The following is a 20,333-nucleotide window of genomic DNA, read 5'->3' as shown; positions in this document are numbered from 1 at the left end:
TCTCACCACCCTTTCAAAGTTTGTCAGACCCTTAATTACTCGGATACTGCGAAAGTTTTCTTGAATTCGTTGATCGCAGCAGCCATATCTTCATCAGCAGGCAGTTCTTTAGTTGTAACGATATGGTCTAACAAATCTTTGCGGTTATGGTCTAGCCAATTTAAGAACTCATCTTCGAAACGACGAATATCTTGTACCGGAATATCATCAAGGAAGCCGCGAGTCAATGCGTACAAAATCGCAACTTGCTTTTCAACTCTAAGCGGTTTGTTCAAGTCCTGCTTTAATACTTCCACTGTGCGGGCACCGCGCGCAAGTTTTGCCTGCGTTGCTTTATCAAGGTCAGAACCGAACTGAGCAAATGCTTCAAGCTCGCGGTAGGAAGCAAGGTCAAGACGCAGCGTACCTGCAACTTTCTTCATTGCTTTAATTTGTGCGTTTCCGCCTACACGGGATACGGAAAGACCTGCGTTGATCGCCGGACGCACACCGGAGAAGAATAGGTCTGATTGTAAGAAAATCTGTCCATCTGTGATGGAGATAACGTTTGTTGGAATGTAAGCAGAAACGTCCCCTGCTTGTGTTTCAATGAATGGAAGTGCTGTAATCGAACCTGCGCCCTTCGCATCGCTTAATTTAGCAGCACGCTCTAATAAGCGGGAGTGCAAGTAGAATACATCCCCTGGATACGCTTCACGGCCCGGCGGACGGCGTAATAATAGAGACAGCTCACGGTAAGCGGCAGCTTGTTTTGAAAGGTCATCGTAAACAACCAATACGTGCTTGCCGTTATACATAAATTCCTCAGCCATTGTAACGCCTGCATACGGAGCAAGGTACAATAATGGCGCAGGCTGGGAAGCAGACGCTGTTACGACAATTGTGTAATCTAATGCACCGTATTTGCGAAGTGTTTCAACCGCAGTACGCACTGTAGATTCTTTTTGTCCGATTGCTACATAGATACAAATCATGTTTTGATCTTTTTGGTTTAAGATTGTATCGATTGCAACAGATGTTTTACCTGTTTGGCGGTCCCCGATAATTAACTCACGCTGACCGCGTCCGATTGGAACTAGAGCGTCAATCGCTTTAATACCTGTTTGAAGAGGCTCATGTACGGATTTACGATCCATAACTCCAGGAGCCGGACTTTCGATTGGACGAGTTTTTGTTGTATGGATTGGACCCATTCCGTCAACAGGTTGTCCAAGCGGGTTTACGACGCGTCCGATCAGCTCTTCACCTACCGGAACTTCCATGATGCGGCCCGTACGGCGTACCTCATCGCCTTCGCGGATTTCTGTAAATGGTCCCAAGATAACGATACCGACGTTATTTTCTTCAAGGTTTTGCGCCATACCCATAACGCCGTTTGAAAATTCAACAAGTTCTCCGGGCATGACATTGTCGAGGCCATGAGCACGGGCAATACCGTCACCAATTTGAATAACAGTACCTACATCACTTACTTGAATTTCCGACTGATAGTTTTCTATTTGCTTTTTTATCAGCGCACTGATTTCTTCAGCTTTGATGCTCATGAATTTCACCCCTATCTACGAATCTTAGCCTAACAATTGACGTTCCAAGCGCTCAAGCTTGCCGCGCAGGCTGCCGTCAAAAATACGGTTTCCAATGCGAAGCTTAATGCCCCCGAGCAAATTGGAATCGATAATATTTTCAATTCGAAGCGATTGTTTTCCGACTTTCGATGCAAATACAGAGGATAATGCTTCGCTTTCAGCCTCTGTTAAAGGACGGACAGAATACACTTTTGCTTCTGCTATCCCTCTTTCATCATTTGCCAGTTCGATAAAATGATCAGCCATATCGGCTATGTAATCTTCCCGATGCCTGTCGATTAATATCATCAGTGTATTTAATACATACTTATTTGCAGAAGAAAATGCTTCTTTCAAAATCTCTTTTTTCTTCTCATTCGGAAGTTTTGGAGATTTTAATACAGCTTTTAATTCATTGTTTTGAGTGACCACTTCTTTTACAACACGCAGTTCTTGTTCCATTTGGTCAAGAAGCTGGTGTTCTTTCGCAAGCCGGAAAAGAGCCAACGCATAACGTTTTGCTACTGCAGAGCTGCTCATCGCTCTTCTCCTGCCTCTTGAATATATTCGTTAATAAGCTTTTCCTGGTCTTCTGCACTTAGTTCTTTTTCAATTACTTTTGAAGCGATCAAAACAGATAATGAAGCCACTTGCTCACGAATAGCTGCAACAGCTTTTTCTTTTTGCTGTTCAATTTCAAGTTTTGCTTGTTCTTTTATGCGATCAGCTTCAGCACGTGCAGTACTGATGATTTCTTCGCGCTGCACTTCACCTTGCTTTTTCGCATTTTCAATAAGTCCTTGAGCTTCTGCGCGCGCTTCTTTTAAAAGGCTGCGCTGTTCTTCCAAAAGTTTGCTTGCTTCAGCACGGCTTTGTTCAGCCGATTCAATTTCATTTGCAATATGCTCTTCACGCTGTTTCATGACGCCCATTAATGGACCCCATGCATATTTCTTAAGCAATGCCAACAAGATGATGAACATCAATAACTGGAACACAATGTCCCCGCCGTTAAAGCCGCTGTGAGCCGCGCTCTCAGCTGTACCTAATACAAAACTGCTTGTTAACACCCTCGATTCACTCCCTTCAAGAGTCGCTACTTAGGAAAACAATTGATGAAGTTTATATGAATATCCAAATGCTTCAGATATTATGGGCATAAAGCAATGGCGAAGGTTCTCATCGAATGATCTTCGCCATTTTGAACGTTAAGTTTGCGTAATAATTATTGGCCGATTACCATGAACGCGATTACTGTCGCGATGATAGGAATCGCCTCAACTAACGCTACCCCGATAAACATTGTTGTTTGAAGCATACCGCGAGCTTCAGGTTGACGAGCTATACCTTCAACTGTACGAGATACGATAAGACCGTTACCGACACCAGCACCTAGTGCCGCTAAACCAATTGCAATTGCTGCTGCTAATAAACCCATTTTAAAGTTCCTCCTTTAATTGTATAGATAAATAATTGTTTGTTAGGGTTTGTTCATAAAAAGAACAGTTTATATAATTAATGGTCTGAGCTCACTTTGTGAGACAAATAAACCATTGTTAACATTGTAAAGATAAATGCCTGGATCGCGCCTACAAAAATGGAGAATCCTTGCCAAGCAAGCATCGGAATGACGGCTGCGATATGTCCTCCCACTCCGGTTGCAAGACCTCCGGCAAGCAAACTGAGAAGGATTTCCCCGGCGAAAATGTTACCGTAAAGACGGAGACCAAGGGTTAATGTGTTAGCAAATTCTTCTATAAGTTTGATCGGGAACATAAACCAAAACGGTCTCAGGAATTCGCGACCGTATTCCCCGACTCCCTTCATCTTAACTCCGTAGTAATGTGAAAGTCCCACTACCATGACAGCCAGCGTTAAGGTAACAACCGGGTCGGCAGTTGGCGATTTCCACCATAACTTATCGTCAATTACGACTGAAAACGGAAGACCTAACATGTTGGATACGAAAATATACATAATTAATGTGATTCCAAGAACATGGAACCGTCCTCCGGTTTTCCAATCCATTGTGCTGTTAATAATATTTTTGACGAAGTCCATAACCCATTCCATAAAGTTTTGCATACCGGCAGGTTTCATGGCGAGTCTACGGGTGGAAAGAACAGCAATGATGAAAACAATTAGACTTGCAATGGTGATCATTAATACGTTTGCCAAGTTGAAGGTTAGTCCCATAAACTCCCATAATGGAGCTTCATGATGCATAGTAATTCACCTCTCTTCCCCGCTAGTTACGTAAATAAAAAGACTGAAGAAAAAAATCTATCATAATGACAAAATAAGATGTCATTAATCCAATAATAACGCTGATAAGGTGAAAGGTGTCCGGATACCTCATCGCAATGATTACGGCAAAGGCGCCTGTTGCCATTCGGGAAAACGACCCGAGAGAGACCGTTTTTTTCCCTTCCGTTACCGCTTTTTCGAATTTTCGCATTTTTCTACCTATGAGCCATAGGTTAAAAAAGCTTAAGCTTGTCCCGAAAATCAAGCCCAAAAAGATTGATTTGAATGATGTAAACCCCCAGCCGAGAACATATACAGCCAATAAATAAAATATGTATTTGCGCTGTCTTGCAATCATTTGATTCATTTCCGGCATTGTTGTTTAATCTCCTGAAAAGAAGTGGCGGACCAATCGAAGCATGGCAAAAATTCCTGCTGCAAGTCCCAGCATAAGCCCAATTATTAGGAAAAGCGGTTCGGTTCCGATGGTACGATCCAACCATCTTCCTAAGAATATTCCTATTAAAACGGAACCTACTAATTGTGAAAGAATGGCGGACATTAATGCCATTGCTTGAAATGGGTGGCGGTCTTTATGACGCATATTAACGCATCCTCACATTCAGAGAATGGTAAAAGCAGGCTGCGGAAAAATATTTCACATTAACATCATGCTCAAGTGAGAAATTAAACTGCATGATTATTCTGAAAACCTTGTCATTTATACCCTTTGTAAGCATACAATAGGGGCATGTCAATGTCAATGTGTTTTTGGGGAAAACTTCACAATTACATCGACTCATATAGAGTATGTTCACAAATTTTTCGAATTTATTTTACGTTTTTTGTCTTGCATTTTACGCGAGAATCATTTCATACCATCTGAGTCCGTTTTAATCGTCAATTTTTCCTGTTTATAGCCGCTTATTTCCATCGTCTGTTTTCCCTTAATTCAGGAAGTATCTCAATCATTGTTTCAATCATGTCTTCTTTCCCTTTTTTCTTTACAAATACTTTTACTAGATACAATCCTTCTTTTGGAAGCCGGTCGCGCTTAATCTCCTTTTGAAGGAGCCCTTTGCCGACATCTTTCTCCCAATCAAGGAATCCGATAAACAGGTAATCATCCGGCTGAAAAAGCGCAATTCCAAATTCTTCTGCCCCGCCCGGTAAATATACTTCATAACGGTAAGTGTTTCCATTATCTCCTATTCCAAAATCAAATCCCATGACTCGTGGATAATCAGGTTCTTCCAGTACATATATATACGGAATTCTAATTTCATTTGAGTCTTCATGAAGGATAAGATTCCCGTCATAAAGCTTTTTTGTTAAAACGGCAGGATCTGCACTCATTCGAATCTCCAGTTTCTTTTTTTCCCTTGGTTCCAAGCGAAAAGAGAGAGGAATTTCCCATCGGATGCCCGCGGTCTGTTTTGGAATCGAAAAAGAGTAGTTTTTCGTACGTGAGCCGACATTTTGCACTTCGATTACTGCTTTATGCTCATGCATTTTATCTGAAAGCTGAAACTTTCCGAATTGAAGCGAACCGGGTATCACAAGTGATTCTGATTTTACAGCTTTCTCAATCTGAATTCTTCCCGCCCCTTGTTCAAATGTTCGATATTGTGTTCCGTTTTCGTTCACGAGCGGTTTTGCAGTGTTCATTAAAGCCGACTTTATTTGCGCAGGCCCCCAATCAGGATGCGCTTGTTTAATTAAAGCACAAGCACCGGCAACATGAGGCGCAGCCATACTTGTTCCCTGAAGCGACAAGTATCCGCCGGGAATCGTGCTCTCGATTGCTACACCAGGGGCGACGACATCAGGCTTAATTTCCCACGTACCCGTGACCGGACCACGCGAACTGAACGATGCTAAAGTATCCTTTTCTTCTATTAATATTGTTCTTGTAAAACTCTTTCCATTTTCGATCAGTCTCTTGATTCGTTCTCCATCCTTTTTCGAAAGAGAAGCTACGGGAATCGGGATATTTCCATCAAGATTTCCAATGAAATTCCCATTTGTGTTGTTGTAAATAATAACGGCCGAAGCACCTGCTTTTAGTGCATTTCTTGCTTTTTCCGTAAATGTTAGCTTTCCTCTTTCTATAAGTACAATTTTTCCTGCACAATTTTTCAAATCCTTTTCTTCTCCCAAATATCCGAAAGTTATTTCTTTTGTCCTGTCAATCTTCCAATGATTAGATCCATGCATAGGTTGAAGCTTGATTCGATCGCCTTCGCCTTCAATGGTAAGAAAGGGAATTTTTTGGGGAGGTGTCGATGCTCCCACTGAGATTGCTTTTGAGGCGGTTCCCGGGGAGCCGACGGTCCAAACGTTTGGACCTGAGTTTCCCGAAGAAGCAACTGCTGTAATTCCCCTTTCGACCGCTTTATTAAGAGCAAGGCTGATGGGCAAATCCGGGCCGTTCACATTGTTGCCGAGCGATAAATTTAAAATATCCACTTTATCTTTTACTGCCTGTTCTATAGCAGCAATGACTTGTTCGGAAGTTCCCGCTCCGCCCGGACCAAGAGCTCTGTAAGCAATTATGGTAGCTTCAGGAGCAACTCCTCGAATTTTTCCATTTGCTGCAATGATCCCTGCAACATGGGTTCCGTGAAGCGTACTTTGCCAATTAAACATTTTCGCTTTCTTCGGATCGTTGTCACCATCGACAAAGTCTTTTCCATTGTCGATCCCTGAGTTGGATGCTCTCGTTTCCATCGGGTCCTTGTCGCCATCAACAAAATCATGCCCTCCCCCGTAGCTTCTTCTTAAATCAGGGTGGTTGTAGTCTATCCCGGTGTCGATAACACCGACAGTGACACCCTTTCCCGTCAGACGTCTGTTCGCACGGTCAAAGATTCCTCTCACTTTGTCGCCGCCAATTAGCTTTATATTTTCTAATGTTTCCACGCGGTACGTCTTCACCGGAGAAACAAGCGCTACTTCCTTTCCTTTTGACAGCTCATTCAATGAACGCGCGTCTCCTATTACGGAAAATCCGTTGATCGTATGTTCAAAAACATAGCGAAGTTTTACATTTGGGTACTTGCTGATCAATGTTTTGATTTCAGGCAACGTTCTTTTTTCTTTTAATAAAATAATGGCAATTTTTTCAGTTTCCGGCGACTCTTTTGGTATTGGCGGATGATTGAGGTTTCGGGCATAAGCTTGTGTGAGAGTCATAAGTAACAATATCGCGGTCAAAAACGGGATTATTTTTTTCAAACCAAGACCCCCTTCTCTTTTTTCATAGGATTTCACGACGTGGGGAGAGTATGCAGCTGAAAATCACTTGCTTTTTGTTTGCAAATAATGGAATAAGGGAGAGGGATGTGGGAAATATGACTTTCATTTCATGTACATTGTAAGGACATGCGAAATAAGATTTACATCTCTGAACGGTGATAAATTCTTCCTTTATTGGTGCCTGAGAAGGGGAGATTCATGGAAGTCAAAAGATTTCTAACGATTCTTTCCGAAGAAATTTGTAGAAACTCCCTGCATTCCTTGTTTGTGAGTGTGGAATTAATGAGAAGAAAATAATCATAAATCGCTTGTTGATGAGCTGATTTAGATTGAGTTTTGCAGACAGGACAGTACCATGTTCCGAAATTGCGGATCATTAGGAAAGAAAGACAATTTGGACATTGAACTCCTTTTATAATTTCCGAACCGTCAATTCCGAATGCTTGGAGAATATTGGGGAAATGAGGAGTATGTTCTTTTAGTAAAAGCCGATTTATTTTTTGTATATCTTTTTTACTAATTGATTCCTTACTATACTTTGATTCAAATTCTGCAATCTTTTCTAGCAGCTGGTCGGCATGAACGATCCTTTGAAAAATATGTTGGTTCCCATTTGTTGTTTTCATTATCGTTTTTGATTGGCTAATGACGGCAAGATATTCAATTGGCAAGAAATCAATTTTTCGTTTTTCCATCCATAATTTTAATTGCCCCTTCTGGCGTTTCACCTGAGTCAGTGGGTTAGGAAATCCATCTTCCTTGTTTTCGCTTATACGAATTAACTGTTTTGAATATTTATCGAAAAATAAAGTTCCGGAATAGTTTTTCACTTCTATAATGAGAGCAAAAAATGGAGAAATTATGAGGGTATCAATTTGAAATGGTTGATTATGCAAAAGGCGGAGATCGTAAAAAATATAATATTGATTTTCATTTAAATATTTAAGATAGTATGCAAGTTCTTCTTCGCCTCGATAGCCGGATGTACGTTTCTTTAAATCATCTTCTATTATTGGCAGCTTATGATGGTCTTTACGAATTCTCCTGAATAGTGCTTTTGCTTGTTTAATCCTGATCGGTTCTCTAAGTTCTTTTAGAATCAATATACACACTCCTTTAAAGTAATTTTTGTATAAAATTCTATGTGTTTTCCTATCTTTCCTGCAAATTTTAGACAAATTTACCGACTAATGGTATTTTTTTTATAACCAGAATCAGGTTTTTTGACACGGATTTGATTTTATCGACCACTTTTTCGATTATATCGACCACTTTTCATATTATATCGACCACTTTTTCGATTTATCGACCAATTTCCGGGTTATATCGACCACTTTCCAGATTTTATGAAATATTTATTGAAAATTAAAGTTAAAAAGCCGGCCCATGATAGGCCGGCTTTCTATTACTTCGTTCCGAATAATCGGTCTCCTGCATCTCCAAGTCCAGGTACGATATAACCGTGGTCATTGAGCTTTTCATCAAGGGCTGCGATATAAATATCAACGTCCGGATGGGCTTTCTTCACGACTTCTACTCCTTCAGGAGCCGCAATTAAGCACATGAATTTAATGTGTTTTGCTCCGCGTTTTTTCAGTGAGTTTATCGCTTCAACGGCAGTACCGCCTGTTGCAAGCATCGGGTCGACGACTATGAAGTCTCTTTCTTCCACATCGCTTGGAAGCTTTACATAATATTCAACCGGCTTTAATGTTTCAGGATCGCGATATAGGCCGATATGACCAACTTTCGCAGCCGGAATCAGTTTTAATATGCCGTCCACCATTCCGATGCCTGCACGCAAGATCGGAACGATTCCCAGTTTTTTGCCGGACAATACTTTTGATTTTGTTGAGCTTACTGGTGTTTCAATTTCAATTTCTTCAAGAGGCATGTCACGGGTGATTTCAAATGCCATTAATGTAGCGACTTCATCGACAAGTTCGCGAAATTCCTTCGTACCTGTATTTTTATCCCGAATATATGTAAGTTTGTGTTGAATGAGTGGATGATCAAAAACATAAACTTTTGCCATGACAATCTCTCCTTTTTCTGATTCGTAAAACCGTGATGTATGTAAGAAATACGAACTACACGCTTCGTCTAATTTTACAGAAAAAAAATGCTTAGAGCAACAAGGAGAAAAAAGTAATTGACCGGGGCCAAGCCCCCTTAACGATTTAACGCTTTAAAGCAAAGAGGGCCAGTCCCTCAATGCTTTAAATCGTTAAAGGGATGGCCCTGCACAACATATTAATATTCTGGATATAATGTGAATTTGTTGGTTAAAGCTTTGACGCGCTGTCTGGCTTCATCAAGCTTTTCTTCGTCTTCATGGTTCTTAAGAGTAAAGCCGATAATCGATGCAATTTCGTCCATTTCTTCAAGACCGAAACCGCGGGATGTTACTGCCGGTGTGCCGATGCGGATACCGCTTGTGACAAATGGGCTTTCAGGATCAAACGGAATGGTGTTTTTATTTACAGTGATTCCAATTTCATCAAGAACTTTTTCCGCCACTTTTCCGGTTAAGCCCAATGAACGAACATCGACGAGCAGCAAGTGGTTGTCTGTTCCTCCGGAAACTAGGTTAAGGCCTTCTTTCTGAAGTCCTTCTGCAAGACGCTGCGCGTTGGCAATCACATTTTTCGCATATTCTTTAAAGCTGTCCTGTAATACTTCGCCAAGAGCAACGGCTTTAGCCGCAATAACATGCATGAGCGGACCGCCTTGAATACCCGGGAAAATTGATTTATCAATTTTCTGAGCATACTCTTCTTTGCAGAGGATCATTCCGCCGCGGGGACCGCGCAATGTTTTGTGGGTTGTCGTTGTCACAAAATCAGCATACGGGACCGGGCTTTGATGCAGGCCTGCTGCAACTAAACCGGCGATATGGGCCATGTCGACCATTAAATATGCGCCGACTTCATCGGCAATTTCCCGAAATTTTTTAAAGTCAATTTCACGAGGATAAGCGCTCGCACCCGCAACAATCATTTTAGGCTTATGTTCTCGTGCTTTTTCAAGGACATCGTCAAAATTAATCCGGTGCGTTTTTTCATCTACACCATATTCAACAAAGTTATATTGAACTCCGCTGAAGTTAACCGGACTTCCATGCGTCAAATGGCCGCCGTGGGACAAGTTCATGCCCAGCACTGTATCGCCCTGCTCTAACACCGCATAATAAACCGCCATGTTTGCTTGAGCACCGGAGTGAGGCTGCACGTTGACATGTTCGGCACCGAAAATTTGCTTTGCACGGTCCCGTGCAAGGTTTTCTACTACATCTACATGTTCGCAACCGCCATAATAACGGCGGCCCGGATATCCTTCTGCATATTTATTCGTTAAAACCGAACCTTGTGCTTCCATTACGGCTTCACTGACAAAGTTTTCAGATGCGATTAATTCGATTTTTGTACGCTGCCGCTTTAACTCATCTTGAATTGCTTGTAATACATGCTCGTCCTGTTGCGCTATGTGCTTCATCGTTATCCTCCCTTTTGAATTGCATTCATAAAATATGTATCCTTTTGAAAATTCTTTTATATTTTATCACGTTTTCGGGATGAAAAGAAATAACTATCCCGTTTTCGGGATGAAAAGAAAAACCGGGGCTGACTCAAAAGGGTCTGACTCCCTCCAACAATAACAATATATAGAAGGGATTTATTTTATTGGAGGGGTCTAACCCTTTGCTTTTGAGTCAGCCGCAAAAAGAAAGAGCAAAAGTAGAAACTCTCTTTTCTTGTTTTTTCCTCCAAATTTTTCCGCGCTACTTTCCTTTTCCGGTCAACGTTTTACTGTTATCCGGTTATTTTTTCCGCGATAAATATTTGCTCTAATAAAAAAAGCTGACCCAATCTAAGAGAGCCAAGCACCCATGGGGAGCAAGGCACTTATGTGTCAGCTTGCTGTATGTACAGCAAATTTAACCGATAAGAACCCAAACCGCCATATTCTTTGTAGCCTGAAGGTAATGCCCTTCTCTAAAGACGGTCTGAACTTCGCTGTTCACTTTTTCTTAACTCTTCTGCTCAATGACATGTATTCGTATCTGGATTCAGTTCATAAACTGCGCGGTCGCCTCCGATCAGCTTTGGGCGGGTTTTAGCAAGAGTGACATGAGCATGGCCAACATGATTCAACGATACTCTGACAGGTACCGCAACATGTTTCAAATGCATGCCAATGAACGTATCGCCAATATCAATCCCGGCATTGGCTTTAATAAATTCCACTACCACGGGTTCTTTAAAATGTTCATAAGCATACGTTGCCATCGCTCCGCCGGCATTGCGGACCGGAATAACGGACACTTCCTCTAGGCCTTTTTCTATTGCGGTAGCGCGTTCGACGACGAGCGCCCTGTTCAAATGTTCGCAGCATTGAAAAGCAAGCTGGACGCCGGTTTGCTCTTGAAATTTTTTTAATTGCCTAAAAATCATCTCAGCAACTTCTTCTGTTCCGGCCGTTCCAATTTTGTTTCCCGTTACTTCACTTGTGCTGCAGCCAACGACAAAAATATCGCTTCCTGTCAATGAAATTTGCTGTTTAAATTCCTCTAAGATCGTTGCTAATTCTTTTTCCCATTGTAAGATGGACATGAAAACACATCCTTTCAGGAAGCTATTTAAAAACAAATCGCTTCTTTTTTCCAGCGGCGCATGCCAACTGGCCGCTTAAATCTGCACAAAATTCATAAACGCTTGGGGCATTTATACCAATTTTCGCAATTTACTAGCCTCTTTTGCTTTTCGAAATTTACCAGAAAAGAATGCCCTGAACCAAAGCACGTTCCGCTATCTCTTTACTTACATCCTTAAAAAATTAAATAAATGCTTGATCGCACTTTTACACGTTTACTTTTTCGTATTCGCAGATTTTTTCTATTCGATTTGCATGTCGTCCGCCTTGAAATTCTGTTGTCAGCCATGTTTTGGCAATTTCCCTGGCCAGTCCAGGTCCGATTACACGTTCTCCCATTGCGAGAATGTTGCTGTCGTTATGTTCACGGGTTGCTTTTGCACTAAAAACATCATGGACAAGTGCACAGCGAATGCCCTTTACTTTATTTGCTGCAATACTCATCCCGATACCTGTTCCGCAAATTAAAATCCCTCTGTCGAACTCGCCTTTTGCCACTTTTTCTGCAACCGGCAAAGCATAATCGGGATAATCGACGGATGTTGTGCATTCACAGCCGTAATCCTCGTATTCGATGCCCATTTCTTCTAATAAATTAATAATTTCTTGACGTATATTTACACCGCCGTGATCCGATGCAATTGCTACTTTCATGAAAACTCCTCCAATCTTTTCATTACGGCCGCATCTTGGCCAGTTTTTTTTATTATTGCATAAAATAAAAAAATTATAAAGAATTTCTTATTTTACAAAGATTCCATTTTATATATATAGGAATGTTCTCCCAATGGCCTTTCTTTGAAAGTTAAAAAAGCTCTCCTCCAAAAGGGAAAAGAGCTTGTTTCTTATAGCTTGAACCCCGATGCACCTTGAATAGCAGGTTAATATTTCTTGGATGAGAGTTGTATCTTATAGCTTGAACCTTGTAATGGTGCTTTTTAGTTTTTCAGCCTGTTCTTTTAGCTCAACAGCAAGGTTTTCGACATTGGCGATAACTTCTGTCTGATGCTGTGTAGCAGTAGCCACTTCCTGGGCGCCTGCTGAAGTTTCTTCTGCAATGGCGGCAACTTCCTGTGATTGTGTGGAAGTATGCATGATGCTTGCCATTTGCTGGTCAACCAATTCTGTTATTGTTTCAACGGATTCCGCCATTTCGTTAACAGTTTTTGTCATTTCTTCAATGGCTTCGTTTGTTTTTGTCCCTTTTGACACTTCTTCGTTGGCGGTTTCAACTTGTTCAGCAATTTGTTTTACAACATTTTGCACTTCTTGCTGAATATTTTTAATAAGATCCGAGATTCCCTGAACAGCCTTAGCACTTTCATCTGCAAGGATGCGTACTTCTTCCGCCACGACTGCAAACCCTTTCCCATGCTCGCCTGCCCGGGCCGCTTCGATCGACGCATTGAGCGCAAGCAGGTTTGTTTGAGCGGCGATATCCCCGACCAGCTGAATGATTTGTTCAACTTTTGCTGCATTTTCCTCGAGTCGCTTAACCGTATGCAAAGATTCCTGGTTTTCTTTTGCGAGGCGTTCGATTCCGGCAATCAAAGAATGGATCACTTTTTTCGATTCCTGAAGATCTTTTACCATTTCTTTCGAAACGTCGCCGGAAGCTTTCGCTTTTTCCTGAACTTGTTCGGCAATTCTGATCACATCTTCAACGGATTCAGCAGTCGCTTGAATAGAAACGGCGGAATTATCGGCACCTTGTGAAATTTCGTTTATCGTCCGGGCAATCGCTTTAGCCTGGTCAGCAGCAGCGGCTGATTCTTGAGAAATGGAGATGACTTTCTCATTTGTTTCACGGAAATTCTCTTCAATGCTCTGAACCATTTCTCTTAAACAAAACAGCATATGATTGAAAGCCATGCCAAGTGAGCGGATTTCATCATCCGATTTAGATAATTCTACATCATCTTGTATATTTCCTTGGGCTGCTTTTATCGCCGTTTTTTCAAGTTTTTGAAGTGGTTTCGTAATGAAGCCTGCTGCGAAATATGCTAAAATACCCGACCAAATAATGCCTAAACAAAGTGTGGTAATCGTAAAAACCATTTCTCCTATCCCGATGAAGTCATTGATCAAGGGATAAAGTACATAAATAAAAAATGCACTCGTTGTATATGTAATAACAGCAAGAATAGTTGTGAATAAAACTAGTTTCTTTTTTAGCCCGAACTTATAACGTTTTTTCTCCTTCATCATTTTCCCCCTGAAACTTAGTACAATCTTTTTCTAGATTCTCAATCAATTTCTCAATTGCTTTTTTTATTTCAGTAAACGTTTTCCGGTATGCTTCGATCGAACCGCCAAAAGGATCTGCAATATCACTTGCCTTGCCGTTTGCAAACTCATTTAACGTAAATGTTTTTCCGGCGGCTTCCGGAAATTGGCTGATCACAGAAGTTTTATGTCCTGATGTCATTGTTAAAATGTGTGTAGCCCATCCAATTAATTCATTCGTCAATGAAGTAGATTGATGATTGTATTCGATGTTGTTTTCTTCCAGCACTTTTTTTGCGTTTGGAGATGCCTCGCTACCATTAACGGCAAAGACACCTGCCGACTTGACTTCAACACCGGGAATGGATTTGCTTTTTAGAAAAGCTTCAGCCATCGGACTTCGGCACGTATTCCCTGTACATATAAATAAAATGCGAGTCATGGAATACCTCCTTTTTTTTCATTATAAGCCAAATTTAAGTATTTCAATAGACTCTCTTTATGAAGTTTTTGAAAATTTTACATAAAAAAAATAAATGAAGTGATTGCTTGCTGCTTCTGTTATGTATGTTTAAGGCAGAAGAAGCTGAATCCCGAAAACAAGCAAAATGCTTCCTCCGAGTGCTTCACTATATGTACCTATCCAGCCCTGGACTTTACGGCCAATTAATAGGCCGGTCCATGTCAGTATGGTTGCCGCTCCGCCAAAACAAATGAGGACAAGAATCGTCTTTGCTCCAAATATCCCTAATGTTAATCCGACAGAAAAACTGTCAAGGCTTACGCTTAGTGCAAAAAAAAGCAAGCCAAAGCCAACAGGTGTAATAAATTTGTTTTCTTCTTTTTGAAAGCTGGCCAAAATCATTTGCAACCCGAGAACAAGAAGGAGCAATCCGCCAATATAACCGGTAATGGCTCCAAATTGATTTGACAAAAATTTGCCCGCAGTGATCCCTAAGAGGGGCATCCATACGTGAAACATCCCGATTGTAATTCCGATTTTAAAAATTTGCTTCAGCCGGAGTTTGAACATCCCCATTCCGAGGCCGACGGAAAAGGCATCCATTCCCAAGGCGAATGCCATTAATGTTAAAGCTAAAACTTCTCCAATCATTGGTGCCATCTATTTTCGCCCCCTTGGACATGCTAATTCAATATATGCACGTCCAAGAGAAAATAGAATCTGATTAGAATCGGCTATAAAAAAGAACCGGGCGTGCATTCGATAACCCGGTTTTTTTCAAGTATTGGGGACGGAAGCTTATTATTGTGTTCAACGGCTTATATATCGGTGTGAAGGCTCATAAATTTGAATGACGGAGCATTTATCTGAATGAAGGCTCATAAGTTAGATTGACGGATCATATCTAAAAGAAATATGTTCGGATGGCACTAGAAACAGGAAACTATGCTTTTATTGCTCCTAAAGCAGGTATTTCACGTAATACCTTTCACCTTCAATGGCTAAAAAAATCATTTATTAAATACTCTGCATCAGTACCTACGCCTCCAATAAGAGCGGATCCTCTTCGATACTGCCACGGCAATCCTAAGAAATACAATCCTTTTACAGAAGTTACTCCTCTGTTGTGAACAGGCTTCCCTTTATGGTCTAAAACATTTGGAATTTGAATCCAACTGTAATCAGAATAAAATCCAGTTGCCCAAATCAGATTTTGAACCTGAATTTGACTGTTATCTTGAAAATAAATTATATCCTCTGAAATACTCTCCGTTCTGGGTTTAACTTTGATTTTGTCTTCTTGAATTAAGTATTTGAGTTCTTTCCCGAAAATGGGGTCACTTTGTTTACTGATAATCTGACCTAATTTGCTGTTGATATTGCTATTTAATAAACCCAATTTTTTAAACCACCAGAAAATACTTTTACCCATTATTTCAAGTGGAAAGAACTTCATTTTATGACCTACAGATAAAAAAACTTCTCTGTCTTTGGACAGTTCAACAGCAATTTGCGCCCCTGAATTTCCCGCACCGACTACCAAAACAGAGCCTTCTAGTAATTGAGATGAGTTCAAATAACGGGATGTATGCACTTGATATACATTATCGGATAAACTATCTGCAAAGGGTGGAATGTATGGCTTCTGGAAAGGACCCGTTGCCACAACCACTTTCTCTGCTACATAATTACCATTGTTGGTTGTGACCTTAAAAGTCCCATTTTCTTTATGAACGGAAATGACTTCTTTGTTCAGATGAACAGGCAACTCAAATTTCTGAGCATAATCCTCTAAATAATCGGCAATTTCGTCCCTGGTTGCATTTCCGTTCTGGTCTCCCATTAAAGCCATTCCTGGCAAGGAACTAAACCAACGAGGAGTAAAAAGAACTAAGGAATCATAACGATTTCTCCAAACATCTCCGATTCGATTTTCCTTGCCAACAATGGCAAACAATATATTCTTTTGTTTCAAATAATATCCCATCGCTAATCCCGCTTGACCCGCACCGATAACAAGAACATCAACGTTTTGTTGCATTTCAACCATCTCCAAAAAGAGTTAGACTTTCATTTCCCCGTCTTAATAATTCTAAGGCTAAAAGTTCGCTGTCGCAAGAGTAGAAGCATTGTTTATACCGTCACCAACCATTGCAACCAGTTTCCCTTCATCTTGTAACTGTTTAATGGCTTTTACCTTGTCTTCTGGCAATAGTTCGGCAAAATAACGATTGACACCTGTTTGATAAGCTATTATTTCAACAGTTCCTTTGTTATCACCCGTTGAGCATTACTATTTGCTCATCACCCACACTTTTAAGCCCTTGTAATACTTTTACCGTTGTCTCGCGAATGGTATCAACAACAGTGATAATACCTAGTATATTCTCAGCGCAACCGCATTAACACCAAATGAAATTTTAGACATATATATCTAAAGCGCAAGCACCTTGGTTAGCCCTGACAAGCTTTGGAGCGACAGTACATCTAATCCAATGACTTTTTCTGCTTCTTAACGTTAACTTTCTTTTAAAAAAAGCTCATTAATAATGAAAAAACCGCATGAAAAAATGCGGTTTTGTTCATCCCATGTTCTGAAAAATCTGAGGCTAAACGAAATCCGAATTCTCAATCCATCTTTTGAAATTCTGTCAAGACCCGGTGACCGGCCGCTTTTAAAAGGCGGTTCATAATTGCCTGTCCGACGCCCTCTTCCGGGAACATTTCGCTAAATATTATATCGACATCCGATTCATTAAATTTCCGCAATGTTTCATAAAGTGAACTTGCAACTTTTTCAATGTTTGAGCGGTTGCCGCATGCAAGAACCAGATGGGCATCGTAGAACCTTTTTCCTTCCTCTGTCGTCAGGACGCCTGCCTTCAGCCCCTTGGCTTGATTTTCTGATATCAATTTTTGGATATACTCCCGGCTTCCGTCCACTAAATAAAAAGGTGCATTTGGAGCGTAATGCCGATATTTCATCCCGGGTGATTTCGGAGCCTGTCCTGTATCAAGCAGAGCAGGATCGACTTTAACCGGGCCAATGGCTTTCTCAATCTGTTCCTTTGTGATTCCGCCCGGCCGCAAAATGACCGGAACCGGTTCTGTACAATCAAGCACCGTTGATTCTACTCCGACACCTGTTGGTCCGCCGTCGACGATGCCGGCAATCCGCCCATCTAAATCATCAGCGACATGTTTTGCCGTTGTCGGGCTTGGTTTTCCTGAACGGTTCGCACTCGGTGCTGCAATTGGAAGCCCGGATTCCTTAATCACCGCAAGTGCGACAGGGTGATCGGGCATTCGCACCGCAACAGTTGACAATCCTGCTGTCGCTTTTTCTGATAGAAATCCATCCCGTTTGTTTAAGACAAGCGTCAGCGGTCCCGGCCAAAATGTCTCCATTAATATTTTTGCATTTTCAGGAATGTTCTTGGCAAAACGATTTAATTGGCTTATTTCAGCTATGTGGATAATTAACGGGTTATCAGACGGCCTGCCTTTTGCTTCAAAAATCTTCTGTACCGCTTCATCGCTTTCCGCATTGCCGCCAAGGCCGTATACAGTTTCCGTAGGGAACGCAATTACTTCATTTTTTTTTAACAAATCAGCTGCTTGTGAAATTTGTGGATAATTTTCGATATTATCCACAGATTTGTCCACAAACCAAAATTGTGTTTTCATTTTCATCCACCTTTTATCCTTAGGTCTAAATGCCTGTCACTTTCAAAAAAATATTGGTTTTACAGGTATTTAGAATCTATTATCCTTTGAAAGTATAAAAGAAGATAAAGGGGAACACAAGTTTTTATCCACAATTTGTGTATAACAAAGGTAAATTTGTGGATAACTTTATGGTTGTATCCACAACCTCACAAATTTTCGCTTTTAAATTTAAGAGTTATCCACAGATAAAAACTTGTTTAAGATTTGAAAATCTTTTCCCACAGTTCTACTAGAAAGAATTTTACTTTAACCGGTTCTTCATCTTTAGCTGTATAAAGTGCAGGCTTCTCTTCTTCCGTCGTTTTCGCTTCGCCTGTTACAGCAATTTTTTTATTTTTTCCTTCTGCCTTTTCTGATGTTTCCTTATTCTTTTCGTCGCTTACTGCTACTCCGTTTGAAAAATCAAGAAAACACAATGGAGGAAATAGCACGCACCACCAGTTGGCCCCTTTTCCTTCTCCCAATGTAATTAAAATGGCTTCGTATTCACCGGCCGGATAAAGAAATTGGCCGTAAAGTTTTGTAGGGAATTGAACTTTAGCAAACTCTACTTTTACTGCTTGAGAAGAATGCTCTTTTTCGACAACTTCTTCTGCAATTTGCTTGATTTCCGGAAGCCTCGACTTGATTAAGCTTCTTGCCTCTTCAATAGAGGTTAACTCTTCCACCCATTTTGTAATCTCTGCATTTACCGCATTTCTCACTTTTCGCTTTAAGGCCTGATCAGCTTCTGAATCGCTATTGGCGAGGATCCGTAAACGAATCGCTTCATCTGGGATGACAATCGCTTCATTAGCGACCGCTTCCGTCTTTGGCATATATAAATGTAAAATCGTTGCAATCGATAATAGAATAACATAAGTAATTGAGATTGTTTTTGTTTTCATATCCAGCACCGTCCCTTCCTAGCCTCAGTGTGGACAAAATGCCAGATTGTTAAACTAGTAAAATGAAAAAATTTCTAGAAAACTTTTAAAAAGGCACGGTCTTTGGAATGAAGGCTCATAAATTTGATCGAAGGCTCAAAAATTGAAATAAAGGCTCATAAAACCAATTAAGGGCTCATATATGAATTTAAAGGCTCATAAACGAAAATTAAGGCTCATATCTCAAATTAAAGGCTCATAAACGAGAATTAAGGCGCATATATCAAATTAAAGGCTCATAAATAAAAATTAAGGCGTATAACATTCCCTTGATCTTGTTGTAAATCGCTCTTTCAAGCTAAAAATCGGCTTTTTTCACGAAAAAATCTCCATTCAGACGGATAATTCAACGAATCCAATGACATTTACAAAGCTAAAAAACCCCCTTACCCAAAGAGCAAGGAGCTAGTTGTTAATTTTGGCAAAAACGATCCGGTCTTTGCCGTTTATATCGTTAACTACTTCCACCGCAGCATTCGGAAAAGCCTGTTGTAAAAGCTTTGCAACTGCTTTTCCCTGACCCGCTCCAATTTCAAAGCCTATGAGCGCTTTTTCACGTACTACAAATGGCAGTTCCTTTGTCAATCTTCTATATATATCAAGTCCGTCTTCACCGGCAAACAAAGCTTGATGCGGTTCGTGGCCTTTCACAATCTCGGACAACACGGCCAAATCTCCGACAGGAATATAGGGTGGATTGGAAAGAATGATATCGAATTTTTTTCCGGACTCGATAAAAGGCTGTAATAAATCTCCGTGTACAAAATGAATGGATGCACCGAGATGAGAAGCATTTTTTTCCGCAACATGGAGAGCTGCTTTTGATAGATCGGATGCGGTTACCGTTAAATCGGGAAATTCGAGTTTCATTGTAACGGCAATGACTCCGCTGCCCGTACCGACATCAAGAAGCTCAAGCTTTTTTTTTCCCGGAAAAAATTTTTCAATTCGCTTTAGCGCACCAAAAACGAGTTCTTCTGTTTCAGGTCTTGGGATAAGGACGGCTTCGCTCACACAAAATGTTCTGCCGTAAAATTCTTCAGCACCTGTAATATATTGAACCGGTTTTCCGTTTGCATGAAGCAAAACAGCTTCCTGAAAAAGGTTCTCTGTTTCAAGGTCCAGATCCATTTTCAGTTCGGCGAGAAGCCGGGACCGGTCCATTTTCGTATAATGGCGCAGCAATATTTCTCCAGCATTTTCGTCACGCCCATGTTTTTTTAAAAAAGAAGAAGCCCAATTCAGGGCTTCAAACACTTTTACCAT

At 40.9% G+C, this 20,333-nt stretch carries 20 protein-coding genes and 1 pseudogene; all 21 read right to left on the bottom strand.

Going from position 1 to position 20,333, the window contains the following annotated elements; translation table 11 throughout:
- Window positions 1-35: 35 nt before the first annotated feature.
- The 21 genes and pseudogenes from atpA to prmC all read right to left on the bottom strand — a co-directional run bounded on the left by atpA (window position 36) and on the right by prmC (window position 20,333).
- Window positions 36-1,544, bottom strand: coding sequence for a F0F1 ATP synthase subunit alpha (gene atpA, locus PB1_RS07860; RefSeq protein ID WP_003351760.1), 1,509 nt, complete (start codon window positions 1,542-1,544; stop codon window positions 36-38).
- Between the two features lie 24 nt (window positions 1,545-1,568).
- Window positions 1,569-2,105 carry a F0F1 ATP synthase subunit delta gene (locus tag PB1_RS07855; protein WP_003351759.1) on the bottom strand — a complete coding sequence of 179 codons (537 nt, stop codon included), beginning with the start codon at window positions 2,103-2,105 and terminating at the stop codon, window positions 1,569-1,571.
- Window positions 2,102-2,635 (bottom strand): F0F1 ATP synthase subunit B, encoded by a 534-nt coding sequence (locus PB1_RS07850; RefSeq protein ID WP_003351758.1) that lies wholly within the window; start codon window positions 2,633-2,635, stop codon window positions 2,102-2,104. The genes PB1_RS07855 and PB1_RS07850 overlap by 4 nt, the downstream gene beginning before the upstream one ends.
- Before the next feature lie 155 nt (window positions 2,636-2,790).
- Window positions 2,791-3,003: a F0F1 ATP synthase subunit C gene (gene atpE / locus PB1_RS07845; RefSeq protein WP_003351756.1), complete on the bottom strand. Its 213-nt coding sequence runs from the start codon at window positions 3,001-3,003 to the stop codon at window positions 2,791-2,793.
- 77 nt (window positions 3,004-3,080) lie between these two features.
- Window positions 3,081-3,791 (bottom strand): F0F1 ATP synthase subunit A, encoded by a 711-nt coding sequence (atpB, locus tag PB1_RS07840; protein ID WP_003351754.1) that lies wholly within the window; start codon window positions 3,789-3,791, stop codon window positions 3,081-3,083.
- Between the two features lie 22 nt (window positions 3,792-3,813).
- Window positions 3,814-4,188 (bottom strand): ATP synthase subunit I, encoded by a 375-nt coding sequence (locus PB1_RS07835; protein WP_003351753.1) that lies wholly within the window; start codon window positions 4,186-4,188, stop codon window positions 3,814-3,816.
- A 6-nt stretch (window positions 4,189-4,194) separates the two neighbouring features.
- Entirely contained in the window at window positions 4,195-4,416 is a 222-nt protein-coding gene (locus PB1_RS07830) for an AtpZ/AtpI family protein (protein ID WP_003351752.1), read from the bottom strand.
- A gap of 320 nt (window positions 4,417-4,736) precedes the next feature.
- Window positions 4,737-7,049 carry a S8 family serine peptidase gene (locus PB1_RS07825; protein ID WP_003351751.1) on the bottom strand — a complete coding sequence of 771 codons (2,313 nt, stop codon included), beginning with the start codon at window positions 7,047-7,049 and terminating at the stop codon, window positions 4,737-4,739.
- A 161-nt stretch (window positions 7,050-7,210) separates the two neighbouring features.
- Window positions 7,211-8,182 (bottom strand): nuclease-related domain-containing protein, encoded by a 972-nt coding sequence (locus tag PB1_RS07820; protein ID WP_238533102.1) that lies wholly within the window; start codon window positions 8,180-8,182, stop codon window positions 7,211-7,213.
- Window positions 8,183-8,475: 293 nt separating this feature from the next.
- Window positions 8,476-9,105, bottom strand: a complete 630-nt coding sequence (gene upp, locus PB1_RS07815) for a uracil phosphoribosyltransferase (RefSeq protein WP_003346822.1) — start codon at window positions 9,103-9,105, stop codon at window positions 8,476-8,478.
- 218 nt (window positions 9,106-9,323) lie between these two features.
- Window positions 9,324-10,565, bottom strand: a complete 1,242-nt coding sequence (locus PB1_RS07810) for a serine hydroxymethyltransferase (protein ID WP_003351749.1) — start codon at window positions 10,563-10,565, stop codon at window positions 9,324-9,326.
- Window positions 10,566-11,113: 548 nt separating this feature from the next.
- Entirely contained in the window at window positions 11,114-11,683 is a 570-nt protein-coding gene (locus PB1_RS07805) for a TIGR01440 family protein (protein WP_003351747.1), read from the bottom strand.
- A gap of 247 nt (window positions 11,684-11,930) precedes the next feature.
- Window positions 11,931-12,377: a ribose 5-phosphate isomerase B gene (rpiB, locus tag PB1_RS07800; RefSeq protein WP_003351746.1), complete on the bottom strand. Its 447-nt coding sequence runs from the start codon at window positions 12,375-12,377 to the stop codon at window positions 11,931-11,933.
- Window positions 12,378-12,632: 255 nt separating this feature from the next.
- Entirely contained in the window at window positions 12,633-13,928 is a 1,296-nt protein-coding gene (locus PB1_RS07795; RefSeq protein ID WP_003351744.1) for a methyl-accepting chemotaxis protein, read from the bottom strand.
- The gene (locus tag PB1_RS07790) at window positions 13,906-14,391 is read right to left on the bottom strand and encodes a low molecular weight protein arginine phosphatase (protein ID WP_003351743.1); all 486 of its coding nucleotides are present in this window, start codon (window positions 14,389-14,391) and stop codon (window positions 13,906-13,908) included. The genes PB1_RS07795 and PB1_RS07790 overlap by 23 nt, the downstream gene beginning before the upstream one ends.
- Window positions 14,392-14,520: 129 nt before the next feature.
- A complete protein-coding gene (locus tag PB1_RS07785) occupies window positions 14,521-15,072 on the bottom strand; it encodes a manganese efflux pump MntP (protein ID WP_003351742.1) in 552 nt (183 codons plus the stop codon).
- A 334-nt stretch (window positions 15,073-15,406) separates the two neighbouring features.
- Window positions 15,407-16,453 (bottom strand): flavin-containing monooxygenase, encoded by a 1,047-nt coding sequence (locus PB1_RS07780; RefSeq protein ID WP_003351741.1) that lies wholly within the window; start codon window positions 16,451-16,453, stop codon window positions 15,407-15,409.
- 63 nt (window positions 16,454-16,516) lie between these two features.
- Window positions 16,517-16,811: pseudogene (locus PB1_RS16940) on the bottom strand (HAD-IC family P-type ATPase); the annotation flags it as partial.
- A 229-nt stretch (window positions 16,812-17,040) separates the two neighbouring features.
- On the bottom strand, window positions 17,041-18,099 hold the full coding sequence (locus PB1_RS07775; protein ID WP_003351740.1) for an L-threonylcarbamoyladenylate synthase: 1,059 nt from the start codon (window positions 18,097-18,099) through the stop codon (window positions 17,041-17,043).
- A gap of 239 nt (window positions 18,100-18,338) precedes the next feature.
- Window positions 18,339-19,028: a stage II sporulation protein R gene (gene spoIIR / locus PB1_RS07770; protein ID WP_034645113.1), complete on the bottom strand. Its 690-nt coding sequence runs from the start codon at window positions 19,026-19,028 to the stop codon at window positions 18,339-18,341.
- Window positions 19,029-19,472: 444 nt separating this feature from the next.
- Complete coding sequence (gene prmC / locus PB1_RS07765; protein ID WP_003351737.1) at window positions 19,473-20,333, bottom strand: peptide chain release factor N(5)-glutamine methyltransferase; 861 nt, start codon at window positions 20,331-20,333, stop codon at window positions 19,473-19,475.

It is taken from the genome of Bacillus methanolicus PB1 (genome assembly GCF_000262755.1).
Classification (GTDB): domain Bacteria; phylum Bacillota; class Bacilli; order Bacillales; family Cytobacillaceae; genus Bacillus_Z; species Bacillus_Z methanolicus.
Note: the sequence above shows the minus strand (reverse complement) of the source record. Positions and strands in the feature narration are given on the sequence as shown.

Bases quoted from the DNA above. Each gene is read 5' to 3' on its own strand.
- atpA (WP_003351760.1), bottom strand. From the start codon at position 1,544: ATGAGCATCAAAGCTGAAGAAATCAGTGCGCTGATAAAAAAGCAAATA.
- PB1_RS07855 (WP_003351759.1), bottom strand. From the start codon at position 2,105: ATGAGCAGCTCTGCAGTAGCAAAACGTTATGCGTTGGCTCTTTTCCGG.
- atpE (WP_003351756.1), bottom strand. From the start codon at position 3,003: ATGGGTTTATTAGCAGCAGCAATTGCAATTGGTTTAGCGGCACTAGGT.
- atpB (WP_003351754.1), bottom strand. From the start codon at position 3,791: ATGCATCATGAAGCTCCATTATGGGAGTTTATGGGACTAACCTTCAAC.
- PB1_RS07835 (WP_003351753.1), bottom strand. From the start codon at position 4,188: ATGCCGGAAATGAATCAAATGATTGCAAGACAGCGCAAATACATATTT.
- PB1_RS07830 (WP_003351752.1), bottom strand. From the start codon at position 4,416: ATGCGTCATAAAGACCGCCACCCATTTCAAGCAATGGCATTAATGTCC.
- upp (WP_003346822.1), bottom strand. From the start codon at position 9,105: ATGGCAAAAGTTTATGTTTTTGATCATCCACTCATTCAACACAAACTT.
- PB1_RS07810 (WP_003351749.1), bottom strand. From the start codon at position 10,565: ATGAAGCACATAGCGCAACAGGACGAGCATGTATTACAAGCAATTCAA.
- PB1_RS07805 (WP_003351747.1), bottom strand. From the start codon at position 11,683: ATGTCCATCTTACAATGGGAAAAAGAATTAGCAACGATCTTAGAGGAA.
- rpiB (WP_003351746.1), bottom strand. From the start codon at position 12,377: ATGAAAGTAGCAATTGCATCGGATCACGGCGGTGTAAATATACGTCAA.
- PB1_RS07795 (WP_003351744.1), bottom strand. From the start codon at position 13,928: ATGAAGGAGAAAAAACGTTATAAGTTCGGGCTAAAAAAGAAACTAGTT.
- PB1_RS07790 (WP_003351743.1), bottom strand. From the start codon at position 14,391: ATGACTCGCATTTTATTTATATGTACAGGGAATACGTGCCGAAGTCCG.
- PB1_RS07785 (WP_003351742.1), bottom strand. From the start codon at position 15,072: ATGGCACCAATGATTGGAGAAGTTTTAGCTTTAACATTAATGGCATTC.
- PB1_RS07780 (WP_003351741.1), bottom strand. From the start codon at position 16,453: ATGCAACAAAACGTTGATGTTCTTGTTATCGGTGCGGGTCAAGCGGGA.
- PB1_RS07775 (WP_003351740.1), bottom strand. From the start codon at position 18,099: ATGAAAACACAATTTTGGTTTGTGGACAAATCTGTGGATAATATCGAA.
- spoIIR (WP_034645113.1), bottom strand. From the start codon at position 19,028: ATGAAAACAAAAACAATCTCAATTACTTATGTTATTCTATTATCGATT.
- prmC (WP_003351737.1), bottom strand. From the start codon at position 20,333: ATGGTAAAAGTGTTTGAAGCCCTGAATTGGGCTTCTTCTTTTTTAAAA.